We start from the raw sequence: 12,302 nt of genomic DNA, 5'->3' as shown, positions 1-12,302 counted from the left end.
CACCATGCAGGAGACCCAGGTGCTGGCCACCGACGACGAGCTGGGCAACCTCACCCAGTTCGAGTTCCTGGCCCTCAGCAGTTCCCTGAACCTCGCGGACGGTCACGCCCGCCAGGACCTGACGCTCGGCCAGTCGCGGATGGTCGAGGACCTGCCACAGCTGTGGGCGCAGGCGGCGAAGCAGCCGGTCGACGAGATCGAGCGCGACGCGATCCGCACCTACTTCGAACTCCTCGGCCAGCACTCCTACCCGACGGCCGAGGGACGGGTGCTCAGCTGCTACTCGTCGTCCGTCGCGATGGAGATCTTCGCGCGGTCGCTCGCCACGGTCACCGACCGGATCGCGCTGGTGCACCCGACGTTCGACAACATCCCGGACATCCTGCGCGGCGTCGGGCTGGAACTCGTTCCCGTCGAGGAGGAACCGCTGCACGGCGGTGACCTCCCGGCCGACCTGCTCGACTCGGTGGGCTGCATCTTCGTCACCACGCCCAACAACCCCACCGGCAAGGTCGTGTCCCGCGAACGCCTGGCGCGCCTGGCCGAGCAGTGCCGCGAGCACGACGTGGTGCTGACGCTCGACACGTCGTTCCGCGGGTTCGACCCGGCCGCGCACTACGACCACTACGAGGTGCTGCAGAACAGCGGCTGCCGCTGGGTGGTCATCGAGGACACCGGCAAGCTGTGGCCGACGCTCGAGCTCAAGGTCGGCTGGCTGGTGTCGTCCGAGGACAACGGCCTGCCGCTCGGCAAGGTCTACTCGGACATCCTGCTCGGCGTCTCCCCGCTGATCCTGCTGATGATCAAGCGGCTCGCCGAGGACGCCGCCGAGGGCGGTCTCGCCGACCTGCACAGGTTCATCGCCACCAACCGCAGGATCGTGCGGGACGGGCTCGCGGGCATCGCCGAGGTGACGTTCCCGGACCCCACCAGCCGCGCGAGCGTCGAGCGCGTGCACCTCGGCTCGCGCTCGGGCCTGCTGGTGTGGCAGGAACTCCGCAAGCACAACCTGTTCGCGCTGCCGTGCGGGCCGTTCCACTGGGCCCGGCCGGAGGAGGGCGAGAACTGCCTGCGGATCGCCCTGTCCCGGTCGCCCTCCGCCGTCGAGGCCGCCACCCGGCTGCTGCGGTCGGTGCTGGAGTCCTCGTGACGCACTTCCCGCCGGGCTGGCGCCTCGGGGTCGTGCAGGAGGTCGCCCCGCCGGGCGTCCTCGACCTCGGGCCCGGCTACCCCGGTCCTGACCTGCAGCCCGTCGAGCTGGTGCGGTACGCGTACGCGAGGGCGCTGGACGAGTTCGGGTCGGCCGCCCTCGCCTACGGGGACAACGCGGGAGCGCTCCCGTTGCGTGAGGTCCTCGCGCAACGGGCGTTCGTCGAGCCTGCGAACGTGGTGGTGACAGCGGGCACCTCGCAGGCGTTGCACCTGCTCGGCACGACGTTCGGACGGCCGGGGCAGACCGTCGTGACGGACCGCCTCGGCTACGACTACGGGCGTGCGATCCTCGACAGCTGCGGGTTGCGGCTGGTGCACGTGCCGGCGGACTCCGAGGGGATGGACCCGGTCGCGCTGGAGTCCGCTTTGGACGGTGACGTCGCGTTCGCCTACCTGAACCCGACGTTCCACAACCCGACCGGGCGGGTGGTGGGCGAACGCCGCCGGCGCGAGCTGCTGGAGGTGACGCGCCGGCGTGGGGTGCTCGTCGTCGAGGACGACGCGTACGCCGAGCTGGGCTTCGCCGCCGTGCCACCACCGTTGGCGCGGCTGGATCCCGACGGCGTCATCCGGCTGGGCACGTTCTCCAAGACCCTCGGCCCGGGGCTGCGCCTGGGCTGGCTCACCGCCGGACCCGCTGTCGTGGCACGGCTGCTCGGGCACGGGTTGTTCCACAGTGGAGGGTCGCTCAACCACCTGACGTCGCTGGCCGTCTCGGTGCTGATCGCCCAGGGCGAGTACGACCGGCACCTGGAACGGTTGCGCGTGCGGCTGCGCGGCCGGCGCGACGCCTTGCTCGACGCACTCGGCGACCTCGACGTCACGACCCCGGAAGGCGGCTTCTTCCTCTGGCTGCGTTTCGGGTCCTCGCAGTCCGAGAACGGCCTGGTGGCGGCCGCGTCCCAGGCCGGGGTGCGGGTCGCCGCCGGATCGCGGTTCGGTGCGTCCGGCGCACCCCGCGTCCGGCTCTCCTACAGCCTCAACCGCCCCGAGGAACTCGCCTCCGCGGGCCGTGCGCTGCGCACGGCCTGGGAGCGTTCCGGGGCACTAGCGGAACGGATCAGCTCATGACCGCAACGAGTCTGCCCACGCCCACCGGCTACAGCTTGCCGCTGTCGCCGAGCGGCACGTCGTCGATGGTCACGCCGCCGCCGTGGCACTTCGCCGGTGACGTGATCATGGTCGACTACCGGGTGGACCCGGACGCCGCCGCGCGGTTCCTGCCGCCGGGCCTCGACCTCGGTCCCGACCCCGGCGCGGCCGCCGCCGTGTTCGCCGAGTGGCAGTGGTGCTCGGAGTCCGGCGCGGAACTCGAGGACCCGGCTTCCTGCCAGTTCACCGAGTTCCTGCTGCTCATCGGGTGCAGCTACGGGGGTAAGGCGATGGCGCGCTGCCCCTACGCGTGGGTCGACGCGCCGGTGCCGATGGTGCGCGGCTGGATCCAGGGCATGCCGAAGCAGTTCGGCGAGATCCACCAGACGCGGCCGAAGCCCGTCGGGCTCGCGGGGCAGCGGCCGGGGCCGGGGGAGAAGCTGCACGGGTCGTTGTCGGTGTCCGGCAGGCGGGTCGCCGAGGCGAGCGTCAAGATCACCGGGCTCGCGGACGAACCGCCGGTGCTGCACACCGTTCCGCTGGTGCACACCAGGTACTTCCCCGCGTGGACCCCGCAGGACGAACCGGTGAGCCAGCTGGTCAGCTCCGAGGTGACCGGCGTCGAGTTCACGCCGGTCTGGCAGGGCGAGGCCGACCTGCGCCTGTTCGACGTGCTGGACGGCGACTTCGCCGCGCTGGCACCGGTCGAGGTCGGCGCCGGGTACGTCTTCTCCTACGCCGAGACGCTGGTGGGTGGCCGCCTGCTCGGCTGACCGGCCGATCCGGGAGGATGGGGTGGTGAGGGCGATCTGGGGTGGCGTGCGTCGAACCGCGCCCACGATGCTGCTCATGGGGCCTTCGGCGGTCGTGACGGCGTTGTTCCCGTTCGCCCTGCTGCTCGCCGCGCTGTCGATCGTCGCGGGCGGGATCGGGCTGGTCTTCCTGCCGCTGGTGCTGGTCGTGCTGCGGCTGTGGACCGACACGCACCGGACGCTGGCCGGGCACCTGCTCGGCCGCAAGGTGCGGCGGCGGTTCGAGCCGGTGCGGGGCGGGGTCTTCAGCTGGTGGCGCGGGGTCTTCGGCGACCCGACGACGTGGCGCGACCTCGCCTGGCTGCCCGTGCAGGTGGTCGTCGGGCTGCCGCTCGGGCTGCTGACGGCACTGGCGCTGGGACTGGGGCTCGCGTCGCTCGCGGGCACGTTGTTCTGGTGGGCGCTGCCCGACTCCGACCCCGTGCAGCTGCTGCCGGGCGTCACGATCGGCGACTGGGGCACGGCCGTGGTCAGCGGCGTTCCGGTGCTGCTGGTCTCCGGCGCGTTGCTGGTGTTCGTGCTGCCGAGCCTCGCCCGCTGGTGGGCCGCGCTGACGCTGGCCGTGCTGGACCGGTCGGACGCCGAACAGCTCGAGGAACGCGTCGAGGTGCTCACGTCGTCCCGTGCCGGTGCGCTGGCCGCGCACGGAGCCGAACTGCGCCGCATCGAACGCGACCTGCACGACGGCGTCCAGGCGCGGCTGGTGTCGATCGCGCTGCGGCTCGGCATCGTGCGCCAGACGATGGGCAGCGAACCCGAGGTGGCGGCGAAGCTGCTCGGCGAGGCGACCGAGGGCGTCGAGGCGGCGATGACGGAGCTGCGCACCATCGTGCGCGCGATCTACCCGCCGATCCTCGCGGACCGCGGTCTGGCCGGAGCCGTGCGGTCGCTCGTGGCCGACTGCCCGGTGCCCGCGCACCTCGATCTCGACGAGACCGGTGAGCTGCCGGCCGCGGTGGAGACGGCGGCCTACTTCGTGCTGGCCGAGGCGTTGACGAACGTGGCCAAGCACAGCGGCGCGAAGTCCGTCGACGTGCGGGTGCACGCGGCGGGGGAACGGCTGGTCGTGGACGTGACGGACGACGGCCGCGGCGGTGTCGACGAAGCGGGTGGCAGCGGCGTGGTCGGCATCCGCCGCCGCGTCGCCGCGTTGGACGGAGTGGTGACGGTGACGAGTCCCGTGGGCGGACCGAGCAGGATCGTGGTGGAGTTGCCGTGCGGGCGGTGATCGCGGAGGACAACGTCCTGCTGGCCGAGGGGCTCGCGTTGTTGTTGTCCAGGGCGGGTTTCGAGGTCGTGGCGCGGGTGGTCGACGGCGAGAGCTTCGTCGAGGCCGCCGTCGAACACCGGCCCGAGGTCGCGATCGTGGACGTGCGGATGCCTCCGACGTTCCGCGACGAGGGCATCCGTGCCGCGCTGGAAGCCCGGCGCCGCGTGCCGGGGTTGCCGATCCTCGTGCTCTCGCAGTACGTCGAGACCAGCTACGCCACCGAACTGATGGCCGACGCGCCCGGTGGCGTCGGCTACCTGTTGAAGGACCGGGTGTCGCGGGTCGAGGAGTTCGTGGACGCGCTGGTGCGGGTCGCGGGCGGCGGCACGGTGATGGACCCCGAGGTGGTGCGGCAGCTGCTGACGCGCCGGGCACACGACCCGGTCGACGCCCTGTCCCCGCGCGAACGCGAGGTGCTGGCGTTGATGGCGCAGGGCCACGACAACACCACCATCAGAGAGCGCCTGCACATCACGGAATCGTCCGTGCAGAAGCACATCGGCGCGATCTTCACCAAGCTCGGGTTGCAGCCCGCGGACAGCGGCAACCGGCGGGTGCTGGCCGTGCTCGCGTACCTGAACAGCGAACGGGAGTAGTCCGTTCGAGGGTGTAGGTAGCTGCACCCCCAAGATCGCAGCGAACTGCGATGTGTGCGCGCTCCCCGGCTTGTTGACTTGAGGCATGTTCGGCACAAGGGGAGAAACGACCGCACCGGTCGGCAGGTCGCTCGGCGACGCCGTCACGTTGATGGACGTCACGATGAACTACGGCACGAAGTACGCCGTGGTGCACGCCGTCCGCCAGGTGGCGCTGGGCTTCGGCCGCGGCTCGATGACGGCGGTGATGGGCCCGTCCGGTTCCGGCAAGACCACGCTGCTGCACTGCGCGGCCGGTCTGATCAGGCCGAGCGCCGGGCAGGTGTTCATCGGCGAGACCGACATCAGCAGGCTCGACGAGGACTCGCTCGCCCGGCTGCGCCGCAGCCGCATCAGCATGGTGTTCCAGGCCTACAACCTGTTGCCCGCCCTGACCGCCGAGCAGAACGTGATGCTGCCGTTGCGGCTCGCCGGGCACAAGCCGCCGTCGTCCCAGGTGATCGACGCCCTGCGCCAGGTCGGGCTGGCCGACCGCGCGAAGCACCGCCCCGGCCAGCTCTCCGGTGGTCAGCAGCAACGCGTGGCGATCGCCCGTGCGTTGATCACCAACCCGGAAGTCCTCTTCGCCGACGAACCCACGGGCGCCCTCGACGTCCACAACGGACGGGAAGTGCTGAGCGCGTTGCGGCACCTCGTCGACGTGCGCGGGCAGACCGTCATCATGGCCACCCACGACCCGATGGCCGCGGCGTGCGCGGACCGCGTCGTGTTCCTGAGCGACGGTGTCGTGGTGGCCGAGCAACGGCAGCCCACGCCCGAGTCGGTCGCGGCCAAGCTCGCCGCGCTGGGGGGCTGACCGGTGTTCTGGATCTCCCTGCTTTCGGTGCGAACACGCTGGAAGCTCTTCACCGGCCTGATCGTCGTGGTCGTGCTGGGCGTGACGATGCTCGCCGCCACCGGCCAGATGCTGCTCGCCACCAGGGACGCCTCGCTGGTGCGCGACCAGATCGGCGCCGGCCGGTTCGAGGCCGCCTCGGTGGTCGTGCGGGCCCAGCAGCGTGCGCACATCCCGACCGACGACGGCGAGACGACGTTCGACTACGCGCCCCTGTTGCTGGAGGCGCGCCGGGTTCCCGCCGGTCTCGGGTCCACTGTGGACGCCGTGCCGGGTGTTCGGGCGGTCGCGCTGGACCGGACGTTCTCCGCCACCCTGGTCGGTGGGGCGGACGGCACGCGGGCCGGTCACGGCTGGTCGAGTGCCGCGCTGGCGCCGTACCGGTTGACCGCGGGCAACGAACCCCGCGGCCGGGACGAGGTCGTGCTGGACGCCGGCACCGCCGCCGCGCAGAACCTCGAACCCGGTGACCGCACCCAGGTCATCACGTTGGGCGGGGTCCGGGACGTGACGGTCGCCGGTGTCGCCCAGGGGCCCGGTGGCGACGGGCGGTTCGCTGCGCCCGCCGTGTTCTTCCCGGACCAGGTCGCGGCGGAGTTGTCCGGTGCCAAGGACTTCGTGGACGCCGTGGGCGTGTTCGCGGAGGACGGGGTCGCCGCCGAGGCGCTGGCCGAGCAGCTGCGGGCGGCGTTGGGGGACCAGTCGCTGGTCGTGGTGACCGGGACCGACAAGCTCGACCCCGCGACGGTCAGCGACTACACCAGTGCCGTCACCGACTCCGGGTCGTTCCTGGCGATCACCGCGTTGATCTCGGCGTTCGTGTCGGTCTTCGTGGTGGCCAGCACGTTCGCCTTCGTGGTGGCGCAACGACGTCGTGAGCTGGCGTTGCTGCGGACCGTCGGCGCGACGCCGAAGCAGGTGCAGCGGATGATGATCGGCGAGTCCGCGATCGTGGGCACGCTCGCGTCGTTGGCCGGCTGCGTGCTCGGTGCGATCGGCGGACAGGTCCTCGCCGGGCTGACCGTCAGTTTCGGCATCGCTCCGCCCGGCTTCAGCGCGCCCGTCGCTCCGCTGGCCTTGATCGTGGCTTTCCTCGTGGGGGTCGGGGTTTCGGTCGCCGGGGTGTTCGCGGCGTCGCGGCAGGCGGGCAAGGTCGCCGCCGTCGAGGCGTTGCGGCAGGCCGACGTCGAGCAGGGCGTCATGACGCGGGGCCGGTGGCTGATCGGCATCGGCTTCTTCGCGCTGGCGCTGGTGATGATCCTGCTGATGGCGCGCGTGGGCGGGGAGGCGTCGGTCGTCTTCGCGATCGTACTGACCGAGGTCCTGGTGGTGGCGCTGGCCGCGCTGGCGCCGTTGTTCGTGCCGCCGCTGGTGTGGCTGCTGGCCCGGCCGTTGTCCGCGTGGACCGACGTGACGGGCCTGCTTGCGGGGGCCAACAGCCGTTCCGCGCCGCGCCGGGTGGCCGCACTCGCCGCGCCGATCCTGATCACCGTGGCGATCGGGTCGTCGATGCTGGGCGTGATCGCCACGACCTCCGCGACCGCTGCCGCCGACGCCCGTGCGCACCTGTCGGCGCCGTTCGTGGTGACGGCGTCCAGCGGGGCCGGGCTGCCGCAGGACACGATCGGCAGGATGAGGTCGATCGCCGGGGTCGCGGACGTCGCCGGGGTCGTGCAGACCAACGGCTGGGCGCCCAACCTGGGCGAACCCGACCAGGTCACGATGGGGGTCGCCGACCCGAAGACACTGGGCACGGTGTTCAAGGTCGCTGCCGCGTCCGGCTCGCTGGACGCGTTCACCGGCTCGACCGTGGTCGTGAACCGGGAGGCCTCGGGACTGCTGGGCTGGACCGCCGGTCAGCAGACGACGGTGTACCTGGGCGACGGCACGGCGGTTCCGGTGACGGTCGCGGCGGTGCTCGGTGCGGACGCCGGCCTGCCGGACGTCCTGCTGACACCCGAGATCGCCGCTGGACACGTGCACGATCCGTTGACCAGTGAGGCCTACGTGACGCTGGCTCCGGGCGCGGACCTCGACGACGTGCGGGACGCGTTGGCCGAGTTGCCCGGCGTGACGGTCGCGACGTCCGAGGAGTGGCTGAGCAGCCAGTCGCAGAACTCCCAGCAGGACAACCTGGTCGCCATCGCGTTGCTGTTCGGCATGGCGATCCTCTACACCGGCATCTCGATCGCCAACACGCTCGCGATGTCGATGGGCGAACGGACCGAGGAGATCAGGCTGATGCGCCGGATCGGCGCCACCGGCAGGCAGATCACCGGCGTGATGCTGGGCGAGATCATGGCCGTGGTGCTGGTGGGCGTGGTGCTGGGCCTGCTGGTCGCGGTCGTCACCGTGGTGGGCGTCTGGCGCGGCCTGGCCTCGACGGGCGCGGAGGCCGTGATGGACCTGCCGTTGCTGCAGCTCATCGGGGTCGTGGCGACCTGCGTGGTGATCGCGCTGGCCGGCGGCATGGTGCCGACGATGCGCGCTTTGAAGGTGACGGCCGCGGCCCGGCCCGCGGAGTAGGTGCTCGGGGCCGTCACCCTCCCCCTGACGGCCCCGTCCTCCGCAGCCACCACAGCCCGAGCACGGGCAGCACGAGGGGGATGAACCCGTAGCCGATGCCGAAGAACGACCACACCGTGGCGTCCGGGAACTCCTGCGGCACGAGCAGACTCGCCGCGCCGACGAGCAGCACGCCCGCGAGTTCGATCGAGCACGCCACCAATGCGATCCTGCGCCCGCCCCTGGCCAGCGCGACCGTCGCGAGCACGTAGACCAGCGCGGCGAACGCGGACAGCACGTACGCGACCGGCGCGTGCTCGAACCGCGTGCCGATCTGCACGGCCGACCGGGACGTCGCGGCGATCGCGAAGATGCCGTAGACGGCGATCAGCATGCGGCCGGGACCCTCGCGGAGCTCACGCATGGCCGGCCCAGACCTGCCCGAGCCGCAGGATCATCACCGGCACGCTGAGGCACGCCACCACCAGCACGCCGGCGCTCCAGCGGGTGCGTTCGCCGCCCGCCCAGGCGACCCCGACCGGCAGGATCACCAGCGGCCCGAGCAGGTACCCGAGGAACGACCACGTCTGGATCTCGCGGTCGAGCCCCGGCAGCGCGGCGAGCCCGGCGACGGCCTGCACGAACAGACCCACCTCGAGCACGGCCAGGGTGCCCACCAGCCCCTTCGTCAGGGGCGTCAGCGGCAGCAGGGCCTTGTTCAGCGCGATCAGCAGGCCCGCGTAGGCGGCACCCGCGAGCGCGAGGACGGTCAGCACCGTCGGCAACACGTCGATCATGTGGCTCTTCCGGAGGACGAACGGGACTACCCCGGAATCTAGCTGACCAGCAGATACCGCTCGTCGTCGATCTCCCGCCCCCACAACGCGGCGTCGTCGAGGCGGGTGACCCCGGCGTGGCGGCCGGTGCCCCGCACGAGCGCCCGGCACTCCTCCGCCGTCAGCCCGGCGCCGGTGGACCAGCGCCCCTCGACCAGCACCATCCTGCCGCCCGGCCTGAGCAACCCGGCCCAGCGCGCGATCGCGGAAGCGGGATCGGGCAACGCCCACAACACGTGCCGCGCCAGCACCACGTCCGCGGTCCCCGGCTCGTACGGCGGCGTCGAGGCGTCGCCCTCGGTGAACTCGGCGCCGACCCCGGCGGCCTCCGCCTTCGCCCGTGCCGCGGCGACCATCCGCCCGGACAGGTCGACCCCGCTGACCCGGTGTCCCGCCTGCGCGAGCAGCACGGACAGGCTGCCGGTACCGCACCCCAGGTCGACCACCCGTGCTCCGGTCACCGGCACCAGCGGCAGCAGCAGTCGTGCCCACGCGTCGCGCACCGCGGGATCGCGGAGTCCGTGGTCGGGTTCCTCGTCGAACGTCGCCGCGTGGCCGTCCCAGAACTCGCGCACCTCGTTGCTCATCCGCCCAGCTTCGCGCACCGCACCGACGATCCCGCCGCACTTGCCCGGACGGCCCGACCGTGATCACGGCCGTGCCCGGTTACGGCCCGGTATTGACATCGCTCCCATCTGCGAACAACCATGGAAGCGCTCTCATAACCGGTCTGGACCATTTCTCGGGCCGGAGTGCACCGACCGCTCCTGCGGTTCCCGGTCGGTGACCTGCCAGCGGAGCACCCCCTGCACAAGGAGTCACATGCGCACTCGGACAAAGTGGTTGAGCGCGCTCGCCGCACTGGCGGCGACCGCGTCGGCGGCCATCGCGATGACACCGGCACAGGCCATCGGTCCCGACCTGCTGCCCCTGAACGTCACCAACAACAGCGGCCGGTCGGAGTCCGTGCACCTGTACGTCCTGGGCACCGACATCCGCAACGGCCGCCTCGGGTTCGTCAACCAGGGCGGCACCTTCACGCCGTGGTCGCCGGGCGGCAACCCGCCCACCCCGGCGCCGGACGTGTCGATCGCCGGTCCCGGCCAGGGCGGCACCACCACGTTGCGCGTGCCCCGGTTCATCTCGGGCCGCGTCTACATGTCGTTCGGCGAGAAGCTCAAGTTCTTCCTGACCCCCGACGGCCTGGTGCAACCCGCGCCGTGGGCGGGCGGCGACCCGAACAGCGGCATCCTGTTCGACTGGAGCGAGTTCACCTACAACGACGCCGGTCTCTGGCTCAACAGCTCCCAGGTGGACATGTTCGCGGTGCCGCACGCGGTGACCGTGACGGGCGCGAGCGGCGCGACGAAGAAGACCGGCGAGCTCAAGCCGGGCGGCCGTGACGCCGTCATCAACGGCATCCGCGGCCAGTCCGGCTGGGGCGGCTCGATCATGTCGCGGTCGGACGGCACCGTCCTGCGCGTGCTCGCGCCGGGCAAGGCGGCCGACGTCGGCAACTTCGACCGCAACTACCTCGACCCGTACATCACCCAGGCGTGGAACGCCTACACGGGCAAAACCCTGACGGTGCAACCGTTCGGCGACCGTCCGGACGTGAAGTACTTCGGCCGCACCTCCGGCAACACCATGAACTTCACGAACTCGGCCGGCCAGCAGGTCGCGTCGTTCGCGAAACCGTCCACTTCGAACGTCTGGGGCTGCGACGGCGCCCTGCACGCCCCGAACGACCAGATCGTCGGCCCGATCGCCCGCACCCTGTGCGCCGCGCTGCACCGCACCACGCTGGACCGCATCACCACCCAGCCGGGCGGCGGCCCCGCGGACTTCTACCAGGGCGCGATCACCAACCACTACTCCCGGCTGGTGCACCAGAACATGGTGGACGGCAAGGCGTACGGCTTCGCGTTCGACGACGTCCAGGCCCAGGAATCCCTGGTGCACGACGGCGACCCGCGTTCGGCCGGCATCATCCTCACCCCGTTCAGCGGCGGCTCCACCCCGCCGCCCGCGTCGAACTCCGGCAGCATCGTCAGCGACTGGCACGGCAAGTGCATCGACGTGCCGAACTGGAACTTCGCCGACGGCCAGCGCCTCATCGTGTGGAACTGCACGGGCGGCACGAACCAGAAGTTCGAGTGGGTGAACGGCACCCTGCGCACCGAGAACAACAAGTGCGTGGACGTGGCGTGGGGCTCCCGCGACAACGGCGCCGCCGTCCAGTTGGCGACCTGCTCGGGCAACCCAGCGCAGCAGTTCACGCTGAACGGCAACGGCGACCTGGTCAACCCGCAGGCGAACAAGTGCGTCGACATCGCCGAGTGGAACCCGAACAACGACGCCGTCCTGCACATGTGGGACTGCGTGGGCGGCGCCAACCAGAAGTGGCACCGCGGCTAGACCTCTTGTTCGACCTGACGCCGGGGCGGCTGGTACGCCCCGGCGTCGTCGTGTTCCCGGCCGATCTCGGGAGTTCGGGCAACGCGTACTGGGCGTTTGTGGAATCCTTTGGTCCGTACGGTCCAACGGGGATGGAGCGCAAGGTGAAGACGCCCGAAGAGTGGATGCGCGACTTCGAGGCGAAGATCGCCGACGCGCAGGCCAAGGCCGCCGCCGTCCAGGAAGGACTCGCGCAGGCGGGCGGGTCCGCGTCGTCGAACGACGGGACGATCACGGTGAGCGTCGCCCCCAACGGCGCACTGACCGGCCTCGAGCTGACCGCGGACGCCCTGCGCAAGTCGCACGGGCAGCTGTCCGCCGAGATCCTGGAGATCGCGCGCAAGGCGCAGCGCGGCGCGGCCGTGAAGGTCGCGGAGACGTTCGCCGCGGTCGAGGGCGAGGGCTCCGAGACGTACCGCGTGATCACCGAGTACCTCCCGCCGCCGGAGGAAGAGGAGCAGCCGGGGGCTCCCGCCTACGCGTTCAACGAGGAGTACGAGGAACGCGCCGCGACCGCCCCCGCACCTCCGCCCGCGCGCCGTCCCGCGCCGCGGCCGAGCAGTGACGAGGACGAGGACTTCAGCGACGGTTCGATCTTCAAGAACCGCTGAACCGCTGAACAGCACT

General features: G+C 71.5%; 12 protein-coding genes. 9 read left to right on the top strand and 3 right to left on the bottom strand.

Translation table 11 applies throughout. The annotated features are described in order from the left end of the window. The first annotated feature begins 4 nt into the window (after positions 1 to 4). From mppP to QSK25_RS35330, 7 genes are all read left to right on the top strand, one after another. Positions 5 to 1,150, top strand: a complete 1,146-nt coding sequence (gene mppP, locus QSK25_RS35360; RefSeq protein WP_285645086.1) for an enduracididine biosynthesis enzyme MppP — start codon at positions 5 to 7, stop codon at positions 1,148 to 1,150. Continuing rightward, a complete protein-coding gene (locus QSK25_RS35355; protein ID WP_285644832.1) occupies positions 1,147 to 2,283 on the top strand; it encodes an aminotransferase class I/II-fold pyridoxal phosphate-dependent enzyme in 1,137 nt (378 codons plus the stop codon). The genes mppP and QSK25_RS35355 overlap by 4 nt, the downstream gene beginning before the upstream one ends. After that, complete coding sequence (gene mppR / locus QSK25_RS35350) at positions 2,280 to 3,077, top strand: enduracididine biosynthesis enzyme MppR (protein WP_285644830.1); 798 nt, start codon at positions 2,280 to 2,282, stop codon at positions 3,075 to 3,077. The genes QSK25_RS35355 and mppR overlap by 4 nt, the downstream gene beginning before the upstream one ends. Positions 3,078 to 3,102: 25 nt before the next feature. Continuing rightward, on the top strand, positions 3,103 to 4,344 hold the full coding sequence (locus QSK25_RS35345) for a sensor histidine kinase (protein WP_285644828.1): 1,242 nt from the start codon (positions 3,103 to 3,105) through the stop codon (positions 4,342 to 4,344). Next, positions 4,332 to 4,982: a response regulator gene (locus tag QSK25_RS35340; protein WP_285644826.1), complete on the top strand. Its 651-nt coding sequence runs from the start codon at positions 4,332 to 4,334 to the stop codon at positions 4,980 to 4,982. Before QSK25_RS35345 ends, QSK25_RS35340 begins: the two co-directional genes overlap by 13 nt. Positions 4,983 to 5,067: 85 nt before the next feature. After that, a complete protein-coding gene (locus tag QSK25_RS35335; RefSeq protein WP_352236726.1) occupies positions 5,068 to 5,838 on the top strand; it encodes an ABC transporter ATP-binding protein in 771 nt (256 codons plus the stop codon). Positions 5,839 to 5,865: 27 nt separating this feature from the next. Beyond that, a complete protein-coding gene (locus tag QSK25_RS35330; protein ID WP_285644823.1) occupies positions 5,866 to 8,403 on the top strand; it encodes an ABC transporter permease in 2,538 nt (845 codons plus the stop codon). 13 nt (positions 8,404 to 8,416) lie between these two features. Here QSK25_RS35330 and QSK25_RS35325 read toward each other — a convergent pair whose 3' ends face one another. From QSK25_RS35325 to QSK25_RS35315, 3 genes are read right to left on the bottom strand one after another with little or no spacing between them, the layout of a single operon-like run. Beyond that, positions 8,417 to 8,806 carry a hypothetical protein gene (locus tag QSK25_RS35325; protein WP_285644821.1) on the bottom strand — a complete coding sequence of 130 codons (390 nt, stop codon included), beginning with the start codon at positions 8,804 to 8,806 and terminating at the stop codon, positions 8,417 to 8,419. After that, positions 8,799 to 9,179, bottom strand: a complete 381-nt coding sequence (locus tag QSK25_RS35320) for a hypothetical protein (RefSeq protein ID WP_285644820.1) — start codon at positions 9,177 to 9,179, stop codon at positions 8,799 to 8,801. The genes QSK25_RS35325 and QSK25_RS35320 overlap by 8 nt, the downstream gene beginning before the upstream one ends. A 38-nt stretch (positions 9,180 to 9,217) precedes the next feature. Then, positions 9,218 to 9,805, bottom strand: coding sequence for a class I SAM-dependent methyltransferase (locus tag QSK25_RS35315; protein WP_285644819.1), 588 nt, complete (start codon positions 9,803 to 9,805; stop codon positions 9,218 to 9,220). Positions 9,806 to 10,040: 235 nt separating this feature from the next. On the opposite strand from QSK25_RS35315, the gene QSK25_RS35310 reads away from it, so the two are divergent. After that, complete coding sequence (locus QSK25_RS35310) at positions 10,041 to 11,636, top strand: glycoside hydrolase family 64 protein (protein WP_285644817.1); 1,596 nt, start codon at positions 10,041 to 10,043, stop codon at positions 11,634 to 11,636. A 143-nt stretch (positions 11,637 to 11,779) separates the two neighbouring features. Next, positions 11,780 to 12,286 carry a YbaB/EbfC family nucleoid-associated protein gene (locus QSK25_RS35305; RefSeq protein WP_285644816.1) on the top strand — a complete coding sequence of 169 codons (507 nt, stop codon included), beginning with the start codon at positions 11,780 to 11,782 and terminating at the stop codon, positions 12,284 to 12,286. Positions 12,287 to 12,302: the final 16 nt, after the last annotated feature.

The sequence above is a fragment of the Lentzea sp. NBRC 102530 genome, from assembly GCF_030269365.1.
GTDB lineage: Bacteria > Actinomycetota > Actinomycetes > Mycobacteriales > Pseudonocardiaceae > Lentzea.
This window is presented reverse-complemented; position numbering and strand designations above follow the sequence as displayed.